This is a genomic window from Psychrobacter sp. KCTC 72983 (assembly GCF_014280455.1).
GTDB lineage: Bacteria > Pseudomonadota > Gammaproteobacteria > Pseudomonadales > Moraxellaceae > Psychrobacter > Psychrobacter pacificensis.
This window is the reverse complement of the sequence record NZ_CP060390.1, coordinates 1,050,145-1,069,103: the sequence shown is the minus strand read 5'-3', so window position 1 is coordinate 1,069,103 and position 18,959 is coordinate 1,050,145. Positions and strand designations below refer to the sequence as shown.

At 43.3% G+C, this 18,959-nt stretch carries 15 protein-coding genes; 9 read left to right on the top strand and 6 right to left on the bottom strand.

The features are described from left to right. Nucleotides 1-27: 27 nt before the first annotated feature. Nucleotides 28-882 carry a DsbC family protein gene (locus PSBA01_RS04520; RefSeq protein ID WP_186475171.1) on the bottom strand — a complete coding sequence of 285 codons (855 nt, stop codon included), beginning with the start codon at nucleotides 880-882 and terminating at the stop codon, nucleotides 28-30. A gap of 420 nt (nucleotides 883-1,302) precedes the next feature. On the opposite strand from PSBA01_RS04520, the gene PSBA01_RS04515 reads away from it, so the two are divergent. Further along, nucleotides 1,303-2,232 carry a DUF808 domain-containing protein gene (locus PSBA01_RS04515; RefSeq protein WP_186475170.1) on the top strand — a complete coding sequence of 310 codons (930 nt, stop codon included), beginning with the start codon at nucleotides 1,303-1,305 and terminating at the stop codon, nucleotides 2,230-2,232. Between the two features lie 126 nt (nucleotides 2,233-2,358). Here the strand turns inward: PSBA01_RS04515 and PSBA01_RS04510 are convergent, their stop codons facing one another. Continuing rightward, on the bottom strand, nucleotides 2,359-6,519 hold the full coding sequence (locus PSBA01_RS04510; RefSeq protein WP_186475169.1) for an Rne/Rng family ribonuclease: 4,161 nt from the start codon (nucleotides 6,517-6,519) through the stop codon (nucleotides 2,359-2,361). Nucleotides 6,520-7,639: 1,120 nt separating this feature from the next. Here PSBA01_RS04510 and PSBA01_RS04505 point away from each other — a divergent pair. Continuing rightward, entirely contained in the window at nucleotides 7,640-8,650 is a 1,011-nt protein-coding gene (locus PSBA01_RS04505) for an RluA family pseudouridine synthase (RefSeq protein WP_186475168.1), read from the top strand. A 139-nt stretch (nucleotides 8,651-8,789) separates the two neighbouring features. Continuing rightward, entirely contained in the window at nucleotides 8,790-9,503 is a 714-nt protein-coding gene (locus PSBA01_RS04500; RefSeq protein ID WP_186475167.1) for an HAD family hydrolase, read from the top strand. Between the two features lie 82 nt (nucleotides 9,504-9,585). Here PSBA01_RS04500 and yihA read toward each other — a convergent pair whose 3' ends face one another. Then, the gene (gene yihA, locus PSBA01_RS04495) at nucleotides 9,586-10,341 is read right to left on the bottom strand and encodes a ribosome biogenesis GTP-binding protein YihA/YsxC (protein ID WP_058024225.1); all 756 of its coding nucleotides are present in this window, start codon (nucleotides 10,339-10,341) and stop codon (nucleotides 9,586-9,588) included. Nucleotides 10,342-11,011: 670 nt separating this feature from the next. On the opposite strand from yihA, the gene PSBA01_RS04490 reads away from it, so the two are divergent. From PSBA01_RS04490 to PSBA01_RS04475, 4 genes are all read left to right on the top strand, one after another. Further along, the gene (locus PSBA01_RS04490) at nucleotides 11,012-11,347 is read left to right on the top strand and encodes a c-type cytochrome (protein ID WP_058024226.1); all 336 of its coding nucleotides are present in this window, start codon (nucleotides 11,012-11,014) and stop codon (nucleotides 11,345-11,347) included. 323 nt (nucleotides 11,348-11,670) lie between these two features. After that, a complete protein-coding gene (locus PSBA01_RS04485) occupies nucleotides 11,671-12,339 on the top strand; it encodes a c-type cytochrome (protein ID WP_075107765.1) in 669 nt (222 codons plus the stop codon). 313 nt (nucleotides 12,340-12,652) lie between these two features. Beyond that, a complete protein-coding gene (locus PSBA01_RS04480; protein ID WP_186475166.1) occupies nucleotides 12,653-13,783 on the top strand; it encodes a hypothetical protein in 1,131 nt (376 codons plus the stop codon). Beyond that, the gene (locus PSBA01_RS04475; protein WP_228724635.1) at nucleotides 13,759-14,136 is read left to right on the top strand and encodes an RnfH family protein; all 378 of its coding nucleotides are present in this window, start codon (nucleotides 13,759-13,761) and stop codon (nucleotides 14,134-14,136) included. Before PSBA01_RS04480 ends, PSBA01_RS04475 begins: the two co-directional genes overlap by 25 nt. A gap of 50 nt (nucleotides 14,137-14,186) precedes the next feature. Here PSBA01_RS04475 and PSBA01_RS04470 read toward each other — a convergent pair whose 3' ends face one another. Continuing rightward, nucleotides 14,187-14,606, bottom strand: a complete 420-nt coding sequence (locus PSBA01_RS04470; protein ID WP_058024230.1) for an outer membrane protein assembly factor BamE — start codon at nucleotides 14,604-14,606, stop codon at nucleotides 14,187-14,189. A gap of 327 nt (nucleotides 14,607-14,933) precedes the next feature. Between PSBA01_RS04470 and fur the strand changes: the two genes are divergently transcribed. Further along, nucleotides 14,934-15,368, top strand: a complete 435-nt coding sequence (gene fur / locus PSBA01_RS04465) for a ferric iron uptake transcriptional regulator (RefSeq protein WP_058024231.1) — start codon at nucleotides 14,934-14,936, stop codon at nucleotides 15,366-15,368. Between the two features lie 136 nt (nucleotides 15,369-15,504). On the opposite strand, the gene PSBA01_RS04460 is transcribed toward fur, so the two are convergent. Together PSBA01_RS04460 and PSBA01_RS04455 are read right to left on the bottom strand one after the other, a co-directional pair. After that, the gene (locus PSBA01_RS04460; protein WP_071002369.1) at nucleotides 15,505-16,626 is read right to left on the bottom strand and encodes a PilT/PilU family type 4a pilus ATPase; all 1,122 of its coding nucleotides are present in this window, start codon (nucleotides 16,624-16,626) and stop codon (nucleotides 15,505-15,507) included. Between the two features lie 119 nt (nucleotides 16,627-16,745). Then, nucleotides 16,746-17,801, bottom strand: a complete 1,056-nt coding sequence (locus PSBA01_RS04455; protein WP_058024233.1) for a type IV pilus twitching motility protein PilT — start codon at nucleotides 17,799-17,801, stop codon at nucleotides 16,746-16,748. Nucleotides 17,802-18,166: 365 nt separating this feature from the next. On the opposite strand from PSBA01_RS04455, the gene PSBA01_RS04450 reads away from it, so the two are divergent. Continuing rightward, nucleotides 18,167-18,895, top strand: coding sequence for a YggS family pyridoxal phosphate-dependent enzyme (locus tag PSBA01_RS04450; protein WP_186475437.1), 729 nt, complete (start codon nucleotides 18,167-18,169; stop codon nucleotides 18,893-18,895). Nucleotides 18,896-18,959: the final 64 nt, after the last annotated feature.

Genomic DNA, 18,959 nt, shown 5'->3' with positions numbered 1-18,959 from the left:
AAAAATATCACATGTTAGGATTAAGTATTAGTTTGCACCGACAGCTTGCGCCAGTTGTGCTGCAGGTAAATAGCCACCTACTTGCTCGCCTGCTTCAGTAAAGATAGCAGGAGTACCGCGCACACCCAGTCTGGACCCTAGAGCCATATGCGCTTGCACAGGGGTAGCACAGCTAGGCGCTTGCACATTGGCACCCATTTTTGCTTGATCCATCGCTGCGTTACGATCCTGACTACACCAGATAGCTTCCATTTTTGGCACAGACTCTTGACTGCGTGGCCATGCGAGATATCGCACTTCGATACCGCGCGCATTGATATCATCCATTTCTGAATGTAGTTTACGGCAGTAGCCACAGTCGGCATCAGTAAAGGCATAGACGACCGCTTTGGTTTCACCTTTGGCTGGATAAATGATCATCTCTTTTTTATCCACGGCTTGTAACGCTTCTTGCGCGGTACTGGCCGCCAAAGCAGCACTGATATCCACTGGCGCAGCACCGCCAACGGCAACGATCTGTCCTTGGATAATATGCTTACCCGACTTATCGGTAAAGAAAGAGGGTAGCCCTTCAGCCGTCACCCAATAAATACCGTCCATATCTGTTGGTACCGCTGAGACGATCGTTTCTTCGATACCAGAGGCCTTTAGGTTTGCTTGCAATGCACTAACTACTGCAGAGTCATTATCAGCTGACGCTTTGGCTGGTGCATCCTTGGTCTGCGCCGCGTTGACAACACTGGTATTACCGGTTGCATCCGCTGCATTGTTTGAGCAGCCAGCAGCAATACCTACTAGCAAGGCACTCATCACAAAACGAGATAGGGTAGTACGAGAGAAAAAATTATTCGTCGTGGTATTTTTGCTAATGGATGACGGCATATGGATTTCCTATAGGCATCGCGCCTAGACATGAGTTCGTTATATACAAAGCGTTGTGGATTACAATATATAGTAAGGTGTCTGTATAGTGTTTTAAAGGTTTAATTTTACAGAAGTTTTTATAAATGATTGATAATAAAGATAAGTGGTAAAATCGCTATATTACCATATTTGTGGATAATGACAGCTCAAATGCATTGTCTAATAAATGCAAATAATCCCAACTTTTAAGAATAGCTGACAACACAAATTCAAAAAATAAGATACATTTGTACTATGTAATATATGGGCGTGCCCTTGTAGTCTACTGCTAACAGCATTGTTATTATAATAATTGTTTTTATAAGAACTCTAATAAAAAACTTTGTTTTAATGATTTCAGTAGTACTTACTTCAACAAATTTGCTTTAAGGAGCACACATGGCAGGTGCCAGTTTATTAACCTTACTTGATGATATCAGTGTGATATTGGATGACGTCTCCGTCATGACCAAAGTCGCTGCCAAAAAAACCGCTGGGGTATTGGGCGATGATTTGGCGTTGAATGCTGAGCAAGTTACTGGTGTCAAAGCCAACCGCGAGCTTCCCGTTGTCTGGGCAGTCGCCAAGGGCTCATTCATCAATAAGCTCATTTTGGTGCCAGCAGCGTTGTTGATTAGTGCGATTTATCCACCGCTTGTCACGTTTTTATTAATGTGTGGCGGTCTATTTCTAGTTTATGAAGGGGCTGAAAAAGTCATACATCGGTTTTGGCCACATGCATTGCCACATGATGAAGAACAAAATGCTCGCCGAAAAGCCAATGCCGATGAAACAGTCGATTTAGTGGCATTTGAAAAAGAAAAAATCAAAGGGGCCATACGAACTGATTTTATCTTATCAGCTGAGATTATCGTGATTGCACTAGGGGCAACGGCAAGTGCTACTTTGCTAGAACGCAGTTTAGTACTATCTATTTTAGCAATTGGTATTACGATTGGTATTTATGGTTTGGTTGCTGGTATCGTCAAAATAGATGATGCAGGCCTACATCTGATGGAGCAAGAAAGCACGTTTAAGCAAAAAGTGGGTAAGGTGATGTTTGCCGCCGCGCCAAAGCTCATGAAGTTTTTATCCATTGCAGGGACGTTGGCTATGTTCTTAGTGGGTGGTGGTATCTTAGTACATGGTATTGGCTTTTTGCATCATGGTGTAGAGGATATCGCACATCTCACGGGTATTTTCGAAGGAGTAACAACCACCGTATTAAATGGTGTTATTGGTTTTATTATTGGTGCGGCAGTTGTGGCATTGCTTACCATGATTGATAAAGTTCGCGGCAAAGATGATAAGGCTTCTTCTATTCATTAAGCTGGTTTGTGGTTTTATCTTATGTCCAATTTTATTCTAAATAGATAATTAAACAAAAACCTATTAAAACAAAAGCCCCAAAGCTATTAGTAGCTTTGGGGCTTTTATATTTCTGCTTCTATAATATTAGCTTTCGCTATCGGTATCATCAGACGCAAGCTTCTCAGCTTGGGTCGGTTTTTTATGATCCGTTTTGGGCTTGCGACTGCGTGCCTTTGGCACCTTTGGCGTCGTCAGGTTAAACATGCCGGTCTGTGGCAGCAATTGCTCAGCCACATTCTCAATCATGTTTTTATAGCTGGCGATGGTGGTCTTAGATTTAGCTGCCTGACTGTCATCTTTGCTCGTTTCTTTAGCAGATTCTTCTACTTTAGATTCGGTTGTTTGCTCAGCCTCTTCTGCATCAGACTTTTCTACATCCGCCTGTGTTGCATCAGCTTCTGTCGTATTGACTCCTTGTGCTTCACTGGCTTGAGCTTCTACACTGTTAGCAGCTGATTGCGCTTGCTCGACTTCTAGCAATTTCTCACTATCAGCGCTGACATGGTCAGCCTGAGCTTGATTGGTCAGTGCTGTCGCTTCAACGTTATGTGCATCCACTTCGCTATTGTTTTGCTTAGTATTTACTAGCGATGCTTCATTGCTCGAAGTCTGCTTTGTAGGAACACTCAACACAGCTGGCTCTTGGTAGTCAGGATGCTGACCGCGTGGATCATTGCTGGCACGCTTGCCAATGGCACGTGGTTCAACGGCGGTTTTGCCTTGAGCTACTGCAAATTGACTGACTGCTTGAGTCATCGCTGCGAAGCGTGCCAAGTAATCTGCTGCTAATGGCTGGTAGCCATAGTTGCTAAAGTCAAAGTGCTGACTGGCCATATTGTTGCTATGGTTGTCATCGACAGCATTCTCAACGTTGGTGCTATTATCTGCAGATTGCGCTTGCTCGTTATACAAGGCAATTGTTTCGATAAAGCAGCTAATAACGCCATTTTCTGCTAAGCGAGTTTGCGCGTCTGGCAGCGTCGCACGAATAAACTCACCAACGGTGCCACGTATCGCTGCTGCACTTACAGTAGTAGCTTCGACCTGAGGTGTTGCTTTTGCTTGCTGAGCACGTACCACACGTGGGTCGTTGCTAGCTTGACCAAACTTCTCAGCAGTCACGTAACGTTCACCAAACATTGATTCGTGTGTGAACTCAAGTGCTGAGTTACTCATGCCTTTATTATTGGCACCGCTGTCATTAGCTGGAACTCTTTTAGCTTCTTCAGCTTTACTGACAGTATCAGTGGTCTCAGCTTTCTGATGCTCGGGCTTGGCTTTGGCCTGTTCTGCATCAGCCGTTTTTGTACTAACTGACTGACTGTCTACGTCGCCAGAAGAGGTTGGTTGCGCTTGTTCTGACTGATTTTTATTATCAGTGCTCTGCTTACGATCAGGTGCATTGTTTTGCACCTTAGCGTTAGTAGTCGCCTCTTGGTTGTTTTGAGTCTGATTCTCAGACGTCTCTACCGTACCCTTTTTATTGTCACCTTTTTGGTCAGTATTTTTCTCACTGTTACTAGGCTTGTTGGCAGCTTGTTGAGTAGCGTGATCTTTTGTGCTCTCGTTCTTTGCCGTGCCGTTTGTTGAGCGTTGTTTATCGCTAGATTGAGGCTTAGCAGGCGTGGACTTGCTATCATCTAAAGATAAGTGTACAACTTCTGACGCCTTTAGCTTGGTCGGTGCTTCATTGACTTGTAGCACGACTTCATTAGGGTCCTGACTACGACGTGTGCCAGATTGGTTTTTACCATTGGCATCGTCGCTATTTTTATCATTTTGCTGCTTGTTTTGCTTAACATCGTCAGCCGTTAGCGTCTCACCGCGCTCTAGCTTTCCGCGTGAGCCACGTTGGCTATGCGATTTACGCTTAGCACGAACTTGTTCATCGGCTTTTTGGCCAGTTACGTTGTCTGCGTCATGACGATCGTTTGCTTTTTGGTCATTGTCTTGACGATTGCTGTTGTCTTGACGGTTATTACGATTGCGATCGTTCGTACGTCTGTTTTCCTGTTGACGCTTGTCTTGCTGTTGTTGGCCTTGCGTGTCAGACGATTTCTCATCAGCGCCGCTATTGGTATGGTCAGTCGTCTCGTCAGTCGCTTCTTTTCTTTGACGCGGCTTTGAGTTTCTTGACTTACGCGGCTTACGTCTTCTTCTGTCTTCGTTATTGCTGTCATCAGTATCGCTGTCGTTAGTACGGCGTGTCTGTTGACGATTAGCGTTGCTATCTGATGGTTGGTTGTCGTTTTTCTGATGATTGTTTTGTTGAGTTGGCTGCTCACTATTTGAAGCGGCACTATTCAATGCATTGCTATCAACTTGGCCAAATGAGCCTAAGCTTTGTGCGCCAGTATTTACCAAGGCCTCGATCGCTTCAGCGGCATCGCGACTACTGACACTAGGTGTGGTGGTGGCTTGCGGTGCTTGCGCAAACAGATTTGATAACCAAGCGACTGCTTTTGGTTGAGCAGTGGCTTCCACATTTTGAGCTTGCGCTGCGACTGGCGCTACAACGTTTTTAGGTTGACTGGCTTGTGGTGCGCGCGCTGGCGCAGCGTCATTAGCATTTTTATGATTACGGCGATCATTGCTATGATTGACGGTATCGTTCTGCGTAGCTGTGCTCTGCTTGTTGTTATCATTTGACGGTTTACGAGGCTGGCGAGTGGGCTGCTGCTCAGGGCGCTCTTTTTCAGCCGTTTGCCAGTCGACATTGTAGCCAAGGTCACTGTGCTCTTGTTGCTGGGTATCAGTGATACGCTCGTAACTCGATGGAGCAAAGCCATCGCGGTTAAAGTGCAGCTTAAAGTTTGGTGACTCTAAATGGGCGTGCGGCAAAATCGTGATACGAGTGCCACTGTCTTGCTCAAGATAAACCAAGCTGTCACGCTTTTCATTTAGCAAAAATGCTGCGATGTCGGTTGGAACTTCCGCTTGTACTTCACCTTGGCGTTCTTTGAGCGCAATTTGTTCAATTTGACGCATAATAGAGAGCGACAATGAACGCAGGTCACGAATCATACCGTTACCATGGCAACGTGGGCAGATATAACCAGTTGATTCTTCTAATGATGGACGCAGGCGCTGACGGCTCATTTCCATCAGACCAAATTTAGAGATATCACCAAACTGGACGCGAGCACGATCGTATTTGGTCGCATCAATTAGACGCTTTTCGACTTCTTTTTGATGCTTATTGTCATTCATGTCAATAAAGTCAATAACGATCAAACCACCCATATCACGTAGACGCAGCTGACGGGCAATCTCGTCGGCCGCTTCTAGGTTGGTATGATAAGCAGTCTCAGCAACGTCTGAACCTTTGGTCGACTTAGCTGAGTTGATGTCGATAGAGACCAAGGCTTCTGTTTGGTCGATGACGATTGAGCCACCTGATGGTAGACGCACCTCACGCTGATAGGCCGTTTCGATTTGTTTTTCGATATTAAAGCGCGAAAACATTGGTTCATAATCGGTATATTTGCGTAGCTTTTCGGCTTGTTTTGGCATCACTGCATCAATAAAGCCTGCTGCTTCAATATAAGCGTTTTCGTTATCAATCCAAATCTCAGCGATATCATCACGCAAATAGTCACGGACAGCACGGGTAACGACACCTGCTTCTTGATGGACGAGGCGTGGTGACGGATATTTTTGGTTTTGTTCTTGGATGGCCTGCCAGATATTAAGCAAATGGTTAAGGTCATGTTGCAAGTCTTCTTGCGTCTTGCCGATACCCGCGGTACGAATGATAACACTCATGCCTTTTGGCAAATCAAGATTGCTCAGCATACGTTTCATGTCTTCGCGCAGCTTGCCTGAGATTTGACGTGAGATACCGCCGCCACGAGGGTTATTTGGCATGAGTACCAGATAGCGACCAGCCAAAGAGACATACGTCGATAGGGCAGCGCCTTTGTTACCGCGCTCTTCTTTTTCGACTTGGACGATTAGCTCGTCGCCTTCTTTAATCAGTTTTTTGATGTTTTCATCACGTGGGTTACCGCTTAGGTATTCGGCAGAGATTTCACGAATCGGCAAAAATCCTTGGCGCTGAGAGCCGTACTCGACAAATACCGCTTCGAGCGATGGCTCAACACGGGTTACATGGCCTTTATAAATGTTAGATTTTTTTTGCTCGCGGGTACGATTTTCTAGGTCGAAATCGTATAGATGATTGCCTGTACATAAGGCGACACGAATCTCTTCGTTTTGAGTTGCGTTGATCAAAATGCGTTTCATATTTATATCCTATGAGTACGCATAACAACGATGAGACAGTCTTTAAAAGATAGTAGCAAGTGTGGCTAATATGACATTAGCATTTGTAGATATCAGTGAACAGTAGAACGTAAATCGTGGGTTTCGTAAAGCACGTGGGCTTTTTCAATGGCTCTTTTACCTGAACTTATGAGCGATGCTCACATTAATATAAATAAAATAGGGTGTAAGGCTATGATACTTATATTCTATTATCAATAAACTTGGTACATATATGAATATGTCAGCGAATAAAAACTCTCTTAATGTCAGTACGTTCTATTGGTAGTGATGTTGGCGCACGTTGTAAGCGTGGGCGACGGTCAGTTACGGGTCTAAAAAATACTGATATTAAAAAGGCATATTGCGGTAGCCATTCATCCTTCAAAGTCTAACAATAATATCGCGGTCGTGATTGCTACTATATATCGTAGCGTCATCAGTCAGCGGTTATCTATTCAGGCAAAGCGATTGGTTACTCTTTATTTATCGTTCTTTATATATCGTCAATAATATCTTGGGTGTCTCAAGGTTAGGTATCACAGCTTTGATTATCAGCGGGGCGTACTTGGCAAACAGAGTAATGGACCAGCTTGTCAGCATGGTATCGTATTTACCTCTTTATCGTCATCTGTTTGACCACCAATACTCAGGCAGCTATCGAACTATTTTTCGATCCTAACCCTAACCGACCCATACTTGCTCAACTATGCTGTCATAAAGGACCATCAGATAAGTAATCATTAAATAATAAATAGTTATCAAAAAAAGTCGTTGTCATGCAGTTAGTGAGTCAATGTGGTGTTGTCATCCGTTAATAAATAGACTGATCGTCAAAGTTATTAACGCGATGGTATTTAGTGTCACTATTTGTTTTATGGTACCGAGTAAAATTCGATAAGATCAAACGTCTAATATCAGCAAGGTAAATAGCATTGACCTCTTTACTAACAATCAGTAAACACTGGAAAGTAATAAAACAGTAACCAGCTATCTGAAACAACAATGATTATTGCTGTCGCCTCTGCTTAATTGTCGCTCAACATGCTAAACTATAACAAATCTTTGTGTAAATACCTAACTAAAAATGACAAACTCAAAAATGACTGACGACGCTCCTACCCATGAAGCCCCTGCTATTTTCAATAGTAAAACCCGCCCACAAAGCGCTGACGATGAGATTAGTAACTTTGGCAAGGTAAACTACCTTGAAGTAACGCGACATCAGCACGACCAGCGTTTGGATAACTTTTTGCTGAACCGTTTAAAGGGTTTGCCGAAATCGCACATCTATAAAATGATTCGCTCAGATGAAGTGCGCGTCAACAATAAACGCTGCAAGGCACATGACAGAGTGCAGCGTGAAGACGTTGTACGTATCGCACCTGTGGAGCTAGCAACGCGCGAAAAACCCATCATCAGTACTGAGTTTGCCAAAAGCTTGCTCGCCCGCGTGGTCTATGAAGATGAAGGTCTGCTAGTACTAAACAAGCCTTTTGGTATTGCAGTGCATGGCGGTAGCGGTTTGGACTTCGGCGTCATCGAAGCCATGCGTGAAGTGACGGGTAAAAAGTATCTAGAACTGATACATCGCATCGACAAAGATACCTCAGGGCTGTTGATGATCTCCAAAAAACGCTCAACACTCAAAGTATTGCAGCAGCATTTGGTAGACAAGACTATTCAAAAGCACTATCTATGTCTGGCCAAAGGACAGCCTGCGCTTAATGAGCAACGTATCAATGCACCGTTGCTACGTTATACACTTGCTAGTGGCGAGCGCCGTGTCAAAGTAGACGCACAAGACCCACAAGCGAAAGAAAGCCAAACCGATATCATCGTTCATGAGCGCTTTATGATTAATAGTCAGCCAGTAAGCCTCATCGAAGCCAAGCCACTAACCGGACGCACGCATCAAATCCGTGTGCATTTGGCTCATATTGGTCATGCCATTTTGGGTGATGATAAGTATAACGTGCATGATAAATCAGGCGTTCATCGTCTGTGTCTCCACGCGTGGCGCTTAGATATTCCGGGTTATGACGCTATTACCGCACCATTGCCAGACGACATGGCGGATTGGCTACCAGAGACAGCCAAGTTGCCTGAATAAGTCTAAATATAATCATTTTGGTCTAAAAATGTAGACCTTTATAGAAACATGAAAACGTCATGATACCTTATTTAATCAATAAGCCGCCGTGACGTTTTCGTATCTGCTACTTACTATTGTTATTTGTTAAGGTGAATCCATGACTGCATTATTTACCACTGATACGCCAGAACTTACTCAACACTCTCAGCCAGCAGATGAGCATCGTCTATCTGATAAGACACTAGTCATTTTTGACTGGGACGGCACGCTGATGGATTCTATCGGCTTAATTGTGGATTCGATGCATGTGGCTGGAGAAGCACATGGATTTGAGACGACTGATAAAGCGGTGAAAGACATCATTGGTCTGAGTTTAATGAATGGTATCGAGATTTTATATCCTTATGCAGATGAGTCGCAGACGCTCGCCATTCAGCAGACTTATGCAGAGTACTATATTGCTAATAGCCACTGCACGCCACTCTTTGAGCCGATAGAGGATATGTTGCAGACTCTGCAGGAGCAGGGCAAAAAGCTTGCTGTTGCAACTGGTAAAAAAAGAAAAGGGCTCGATCGTGTATTGGATGCCTCTGACAGTCGCGATTATTTTGTCATGACACGCTGTGCTGATGAGTCAGGCACAAAACCTGACCCGCAGATGTTGACTGATATCTTGGATTACACGCAGCAGCAAATATCTGATGCCGTGTTCATCGGTGACAGTATCTATGATATTCAAATGGCAACCAAACTGGGTATGACCAGTATCGCGGTCAACTATGGCACGGCAACAAGTGCAGAGCTTGCAGAGCAAAATCCGACATATCAGGTTGATACGCCGCAAGCATTGGCTAAGCTATTGTGTGCTTAAATAAAAGCCTTTTTAGCTTATATAAAAAAGGGGTTAATCGATATTAACGATAAACCCCTTTTTTTATTTGAGACTATAATTTCTATTTACTTTCTTCTTGACTGCTTTCTTTTTCAATGGCGTCTTCTAACTCATCGCCTTCTAATAACGCAAAAGACGATTCAATGATTTTGTCATTATCCAGTTGATAATCGTACCATCTACCCATGACACCAGCCAGCTCATCCAGACCTTCTTTTCTCAAGGCTGAAAATAACTGGATAGTACAGTTTAAGCCGAGTTTTTTGAGTCTTTTGCGGGTATTGAGTAGGGCGTTTTTAGAGGCACCATACTTAAGCTTATCCGCTTTAGTCAGCAAGATGTGTACGGGTAGGTCACCATCTTTTGCCCAATGCAGCATCTGCTCGTCAAAAAACTTGAGTGGGTGACGAATGTCCGTCATAAGTACTAGGCCAGCAAGGCTTGAGCGCGATACTAGATACTCTTCTAGCTCGACCTGCCATTCTTTTTTCATCTCAAGTGGTACAGCGGCATAGCCGTAACCTGGCAAATCAACCAGTCGTCTATCAGGGTTACCGATACTAAAAAAGTTAATCATCTGCGTGCGTCCAGGCGTTTTGGACGAGCGTGCAAGCTGGCGCTGATTGGTCAAAGCGTTGATGGCTGAGGATTTACCAGCGTTCGAGCGTCCTGCAAAGGCAACTTCTAATCCCATATCAGGTGGGCAAAGCTTAAAGGTGGGCGCTGATGTCATAAATTCAGTCTGCTGAATTTTCTGACGGGATTTGGTGTTGAACAGCGCATGTTCGGCAGCAACATCGGTAAACGGGGTATTCATAAATGGCTCATTAATCTTAAAAAATTAGATACGGGTATAAAATTCTGGTTAGCTGGTGGTTGGTTTAAGCCATGACTTCAATTTAGCAAATATGCAAAAAGTGGTAAGAGGCTCTTCTTTATCAGCGCTTACACCTTGTAAAGTTAGCGATTTGATATCATCCGCTATTCTATACTATTACCTGTCTTACTTATTGAAATAACTGCGATTAGCATCATATAAATAGTAGGATAACATTAAAGTTAATTGTTGATTAGAATAAGTTTTTAGTGTTAACAAAGCTGAATATAATTTATCTATGTTTGCATGACATATATTGTTACAATGTTTAATAAAAGACATTTAGGACGTATTGAACATTCGACCATGGCACTGACAGCGACTATTTTTTAGGCGATTCGATGTTAAAAATAATAAGTTTAGTCATTCTAAGCGCTTATTTTTAACGATGAAGCGGCAAAAAAGAGTCCTGTCCCCTGCTTTTATCGTTGGGGCTGATGCTAAAATTGCCCCATACTGCGTTACAAATCTCGCTAAGGCATCTGCATTATCGTCGCTTTGTGCCTTGTCTGGAACCATTTTAGCGATCAGCAGTGCCTATTTGCGAATGTTCAACACGCCCTAATAGAACGATTGATGTGACACGTGAAATCTCACGAGGAGGTGCTCTATGTTTTCAATCAATAGACTTCTTAGTAAGGGCTATCATGCTCTAACAGTTGGTAGTGCTGCCTTATTGCTAAGTGGCATCATGATCAGTAGCGCAGGTGCGGCTGATATTGCTACTACTTATGATAACTCATGTGCAGCCTGTCATGATAGTGGCGCACTAAATGCTATCAAAAAAGGCGATAGTGCCAAATGGCAGAAACTTATTGAGCAAAAGGGCATGCCGACACTCATTAAATCTGTCAAAAGTGGCATGATTCAAATGCCAGCAGGCGGTCTTTGTAACACCTGTAGCGATGATGACTACCGCAAGCTTATCGAGTATATGAGCAAGTAGTCCATTTAGACATGAAGCTTGAAGCGATAAGTAAGATAGAGCGCTGGGTTTACAACCTGAATGCGCTTTTTATTTTTGCCCTATACTTTAAGCTATGCTCATCAGAAAACTGATGAATACTACGATTAAGTAGGCAAATGATACAAAGTCTTGCTATAATAATCGAAAATAAACCCTGATGTTAGTAAGTACTTTCAGACTGCTTGTGTCCAAGACCTCAAAATATATGCCACGCCTATGATTAAAGAGGCGACTATATTAGGTATCTTATCCGTGCAATCACTCTAAATAATGCTTACGCCGAGCTAGTAGGATTTGTATCAATGAAAAAGTTAATCGCTGCTGCCAGCTTATGCGTTGCAAGTTTCAGCGTACAAGCTGCTATTATTGTTCCTGAGTATGACGTCGATGCAGGTCAGAAAATTGCAGAAACCGTTTGTGCTGCTTGTCATGGTCTTAATGGGGTCAGTATTGTTCCTGCGCAGCCAAACCTTGGCGGCCAAAATGTGAAGTATCTTTATAAACAGTTAGTTAACTTTAAAGCAGGCTATCGCAAAAACGGTATCATGCAGTCACAGGTTGCTAACTTGTCTCAGCAAGATCTAGCCAACGTGGCAGGTTACTACTCTAGCCAAGCGCCTTGGGGTGTTGGATACGGCAACCCTGCAACGAACCAAGAAGCCACCAAACTATTCTTGGGTGGCGATAAGTCACGCGGTGTGATTGGTTGTGCTGGTTGTCATGGTCCGGATGCTGCAGGTAACCCTTGGGCAGCGTTTCCAAAATTAGGCGGACAGCATGCTCAATACATTGCCACTCAGCTAAAACTATTCCGTGCCGCTGGACGTGCTGATGATATCGATAGCGATGATCAAAAACGTGTCAATGATGCTGCGAAAGAAGGTGAGATGGGTATGATGCAAACCGTTGCATCGAAATTATCAGATCGTGACATTCGTATCTTGTCAGACTATGTGAGTGCTATTCACTAATTAAACGGCACTGATGATCACTCACTATCTGATACGCACGTTGTAGATAGAATTATTGAGCACCTTGCACATATTGATCATGTCTGAACTACTAAACCCCGATTTCGGGGTTTTTTTATAACTGTTTGTCCCTTATATTGAAAAGACAATGTACAGCTGAATTGCTTTACAGAGGCAACTCATTGCTCTGTATAATTATAAATTACCGTTATTCACTTTATACCATACTCAAAAATGCGATTAGCTGTATCGAACTCGTTTTGCTTGCTACTGTCGTTTTTGTGAATGGTATTAGATCGTTTGGATTGAGATTATGATGATCCGTTATGCTTCTTATTTTATCGCGGTATTGTTACCGTTGTTATTATTTCGCTGGTTTGCCCCTGCTTCAATCGGTGAGATCGATTTTTGGTTATTATGGCTGCTAGCAATGGTGTTGGTCGCGTTGCCAGTTGTTTATGCTGAGATAGCTTTGGCTTATCGTAGTGTCGAGGGACCTTTGGCCGGTATGCAAAAGCTCACTCGCGAATCAGATGCAAGCCCAATATGGCGAAGCTTTGGTTGGCTGGCTGCATTGGTTTCTATTGTGATTGCAGCATTGATCATATCAGGTGCCAGTACAGGGATATTAACCGCTTTGACTGAGCTTAATAGTACCCCTGATGTACCAAGTTTTGCGGTTGCCGCAGGGTTGATGGTTATTACTGTGCTATTAAGTCTGCTTGGGACCGCGCCTTTGCCTATTGGCCTCGGATTGATGGTCGTTGGATTAATATTGGGCATCGCAAATGGTGTGCCTAATATTAGTTTTGCCATGACCGATATCAGCTTGGTTGAATGGGCGCGGGCAGTGGCGCTAGCATTGGTCAGTGTTGGTGCGGGTACAGGGTTGTACTGGTTCGGGCAAAACTTGGTCAGTAAGCAGACGGTCACTGCCGTGGAAGCAAACAGCCAACAGGCACAAAGTAGGGCTGCTCGTGATTATCGTGCCACTAAATTGGTATTACCAATTTGGATTTTGCAGCTATTGGTAGGGGTTGTCGCGTTATTTATTAGTGGTATGTCGTTACCACCGATTGGACAACTACTCTATTGGGCTGGCGTACTATTCGTCGTTAGCTATTTGCTGCATTACAGTACTCAGCAGTTAGCGCATAAGTTTGGGCTGTTAGTCAGCTTGATAATAACTTTTGTTTTAGCGTTGCTACTGGTGGTTGCGACTCCGACGACTTGGCTGGTAGGCATTCTAGTTATAGTAAGTAGCATAGCGGTACTACTATTATCGGTATTTGCAGGGTGGCAGATGAAGATCAGTCATTTACGCAAATCATTGAACTTTAGCAGCGAAGCATTCTATAACTTATGGCGAGTCGCGATACGTCTTGTCGTACCGCTGGCATTGCTATTGGCGTTAATAGGTTGGGTGATACAGTGGTTGAGCTAACAGGTGATGGCAGTAAGCATAGTAATGCGCTGCAATCGGAGTTAATGACAGTCTATCTGGCGTATGCGGAAGATGAGCAGCGCCAGCATTATCTGGCGTTAGAGGTTAGACAAGGTACGAGTCTGTATGAGGCCCTAGGCAAAGCTGGCTGGCTTGAAAGGTTTGCAGCGCTGGCAAAATGGTGTGAGCAAGCAGTAGACATTACAACGCCAACCGCTAAACGTTGGCATGTGGGCATCTATGCACAAAAACAGCCGCTGAATTATCTATTGCAGCCTTTTGACCGTATCGAGGTATATCGCAGTTTAAGCGCTGATCCAATGTCTCAGCGCAAAAATAAATCTCGCGGTTAAGTTATTATTAATTTTAACTGTTAGTCATTCGAGCTGATAAATCGTACGGATTACGATGCTGGTAAGCTCTCGATACCTTCGATGCGAGTGACCAAACCATTATCATCAAAGTAAACAACTAAGTGTTGGCTTGCATTTTTGACATCAGCAATGCCTTTACGGCGGCCTTCGGTGCCTGCTTGGTAATCGTAAATGTAATCCCAGCGCTTAGGCTCAAGGGTGTCCCTAATCGCAGGACTGCCAAGGATATAAAGTACTTGGTTCTGATTCATCCCTACTTTTAGTTTTTGTGCTTGGGTTTGAGTAATCGCTGTGCCTTGAGGCAAATCAATCTTATAAACGCTCAATAGTGAGCAGCCAGACATAGCGACAGTAGCGCTCAGCATACTGGTGATAACAATGTTACGTAGTACGCTGGCATGGCTTAACGGACGAAAATTTAATGTCTTTATCATGGTAAGATGACTCATAAGAAATGAATTAGGCGCGGCCAAAGTTAGATGGTGCGAGTCTGACCGACAATCTTGGACAAATGATACGTCATTTACTTGCAATTGCCTACCACTTACGACATTATTTACCAAACACCACCTGAATGGTCTTATTATTTATATTTTAAATTCATAGGCTTGCACTGCGGTTATTCAGGGAATTATAAAGCAGTCAGTCACCTCATCAGCACTGTTTTGAAGGTGTTAAAACCACTTATATTTAATAAAGAATAATCAGCAACGATTATTTATCTCATATTTTTTAGTTTTTCATTTGCTAAGACTGTCACAGTCAGAAGGGATATTATGGCTTCTTTTACCAATCAAGATTTACGTAGAGCAGGATTGAAGGTTACGTTACCTCGTATTAAGATTTTAGAGCTGCTAGAAAGCGCCGAGTTACACCACATGAGTGCAGAAGAAATATACAAAGCGCTCATCGAACAAGGTGAAGATGTTGGTCTTGCCACGGTCTATCGTGTACTCACCCAATTTGAGCAGGCGGGCATTGTAGAGCGTCATAACTTTGAAAATAACTTGTCAGTGTTTGAAATTACCCAAGAAGAGCATCACGACCATCTGGTCTGTGATGTTTGTGGCAAAATCATTGAATTCCATAATGAGATGATCGAGGAAGAGCAGCTGAAAGTCGCAGAAAAGCACGGCTTTAAACTATCGGGTCACTCGTTAGTCTTATATGGTATCTGTGCTGACCAAGCTTGCAGAGACAGTGCCAAGTAAAGACCTTGGTTATCAATTAAAGCTTTATTTTTATAAATGACTCTAAGATCTCTTATATTAAAAAGCCCTCATTATTGATAATGAGGGCTTTTTTGAGTTTAATTTTTCAGTATGTACTGACATCGCTCCCAATAGCTTAACTGATGTCTAAAGATAAACTATCCGCACCTTCATCTAAATTAGCCTTACCGTTTTTGCTACTGAGCTTAATTTTCAGACGTAAGTCGTTAGGGGAGTCAGCATGCAAAATTGCCTCTTTATAAGTGATCTCTCCTTGTTCATACAAGTCAAAAAGCGCTTGATCAAAGGTTTGCATACCGCTGTCTCGAGAGCGTGTCATGACGTCTTTGATTTCATGCACCTCACCTTTACGGATATAGTCGCTAATTAGCTGTGAGTTTAATAAAATCTCAATAGCAGCACGGCGTCCTTTGCCATCAGGGGTTGGAATGAGCTGCTGAGCGATAATGGCCTGCAAGTTCAGTGACAAATCCATAAATAGCTGATTATGACGACTGGTTTCAAAGAAATGAATAATACGGTCAATCGCTTGGTTGGCATTATTGGCATGCAAGGTTGCAAATACCAGATGCCCTGTCTCAGCGTACTGGATAGCGTAGCTCATGACCTCACGGTTACGAATCTCACCAATCAAGATGACATCTGGTGCTTGGCGCAACGTATTTTTTAGTCCTGCTTCAAATGAATGAGTGTCGATACCGACTTCACGCTGAGTGATGATACAACCACGATGTTTATGGACAAACTCGATAGGGTCTTCTATGGTAATGATATGCCCATGAGAGTTTTGGTTACGATGTCCAATCATAGCCGCGAGCGTAGAGGATTTACCTGTGCCGGTCGCGCCGACCAGCAAGATAATGCCGCGCTTTTTCATAGCCAGTTCTTTGAGCGCTGGCGGCAAGCGTAGTTCCTCAACAGTTGGGATCTTATTCTCAATTTTCCGTAAAATCATTCCTGCCATATCGCGCTGTATGAATGCACTGACCCGAAAACGTGCTTGCTGTGCTTCATCAGATATAGCAAACTGACACTCGTTCGTCTCTTTAAATTCTTTTTGCTGGCTAGGGGTCATCACTCCTTTGACTAACATCATGGTTTGATCAGCGGTCAAAGGGGTTTTACCGACAGGTAAAATTTTTCCATTTACTTTCATGGAAGGCGCTACATCAGCAGTAATAAAAAGGTCAGAGCCATTTTTATTAATCATCAACTGCAATAATTTATCAATGTCCATATCGTACCTGCATTCGATGTAAGTCGATTAAAAGTTATTTAGAGTAGTATATTAAAGGTCATTCATAGAGACCAATAACAATCTAGCACCATTCACGCTTTTTTGTGATTTGGCTGAGACTATAAAAATGCCTCAGGTTGCTTGGCATAAGGACGAGCCACATCTTTACTGATAGTGCCTTTGCCAACCAAGTTTTTTAGCGTTTGATCGAGTGTAATCATGCCTTCGCCTGCACCCGTTTGGATGGCAGAGTACATCTGAGCAATTTTGTTTTCACGTATTAAGTTACGGATAGCGGGTGTGCCTAGCATGATTTCATGAGCTGCCACACGTCCACCAGCTTGACGACGCAATAGGGTTTGTGAAATAACGGCTTGTAGTGACTCCGATAGCATGGCACGAATCATATCTTTTTCGGCGGCAGGGAATACGTCGATGACACGGTCAATCGTCTTAGCGGCTGAGCTAGTATGCAGAGTGCCGAATACTAAATGTCCTGTTTCGGCCGCAGTCAGTGCCAAACGAATGGTCTCAAGGTCACGTAACTCACCAACCAAGATGACATCTGGATCTTCTCGCAATGCTGAACGTAATGCAGGCTCAAAACCTAAGGTATCGCGGTGCACTTCACGCTGGTTAATCAGGCTTTTTTTCGATTCATGGACAAATTCAATCGGATCTTCAATTGTTAAAATATGCTCTTTACGACTTTCGTTAATATAATCAATCATGGCCGCTAGCGTCGTCGATTTACCCGAACCAGTTGGGCCGGTAACTAACACCACGCCACGTTTGAAGTCTGAGACACGTTTGAACACGTCGCCCATCCCTAAGTCTTCCATGGTCAATACTTTAGAAGGGATGGTACGAAATACCGCGCCTGCGCCGCGATTTTGATTGAATGCATTGACTCGAAAACGTGCCAAATTTGGAATCTCAAAAGAAAAATCTGTCTCAAAGAACTCTTCAAAATCAGCGCGCTGCTTGTCGTTCATAATGTCATAAATGAGCTGATGAACCACTTGGTGCGTCATCGCAGGCATATTGATGCGTGTCATCTCACCATCGGTACGAATCATCGCAGGCATGCCAGCTGAAATATGTAAATCCGATGCTTTATGTTTGACCGTAAAACGTAGCAAGTCTTCGATACTTAAGGTGTTTTTTTCAGCCATAATCCGATATTCCTATCAATTAGTCAGGGTAAGACAAAAGAGCATAAAGGCACGTGGTAAACTATCCATCAATCGCTTTGTTCAAGCGTAAAATATTGAAGAGTGAACCAGCATGCCGTCTTTACCACCGCTATCATATTCAGTAGCATATGTTAAAGCATGTAACAATATCATAACAAGACTGTGAGTATTTAACCATCTACTCCTTTAAGAAAATATGAAATTAGTCATTTTTCAGCTAATTTTATATATGGGCGATAAATAATTTTTATTAAAAATGTTTAAATTAAGCAGTCTCAGCCATAAACTATTTATAAAACCTATTAAAAATTAAGTAAATTTTGAGAGCCTTATATATGACTGATATGAAAGAGACAAATCAAAGTGTTGATAATCAGACGCTTGTCGCTAATTGGCAGCAAGTCAAAGAGCAAATGACCCAAGCCTATGAACAGGCATCTGAGCGAGATAGTAGATCTGCCAATACTACCACTTTGCTAGCCGTGTCAAAAACCAAGCCTGCCAATATGATTGCTACTTTGGCGAATGAAGGACAGCAGCACTTTGGCGAGAACTATCTACAAGAAGCCATTGAAAAAATAAATACGCTAAAATCGAATCCTGCATGCGCGGATATCGTCTGGCATTATATCGGCAGTATTCAGCGTAATAAAACACGCGATATTGCCGAGCATTTTGATTGGGTGCAAACCCTTGAGCGCGATATCATTGCCAAACGTTTAAACGATCAACGCCCAGATGAGCTCCCAGCATTGAACGTATTAATTCAGGTAAATATTGATAACGAAGACAGCAAGTCAGGTTGCCTACCAGCAGAACTGCCAGCATTGATCATAGCGATTAAAGGCTATGAGCGCTTGCAACTGCGCGGGTTGATGATTATCCCTGCCAAAGCAGATACAAACGCTTTTGCACGAACCAAGGCATTGTTTGACGATATAAAAGCCAGCCATCCAGAGTTGGATGCTTGGGATACGCTTAGCATGGGGATGAGTGGTGATATGGCAGAGGCGATAGACAACGGCTCTACCATGGTGCGTGTTGGTACGGCTATCTTTGGTGCGCGAGACTAAATCATGTCCCTAATGCAAACGTTTATCACCATTCTGAAAATACGAACACGCCCTAGAATCCTGC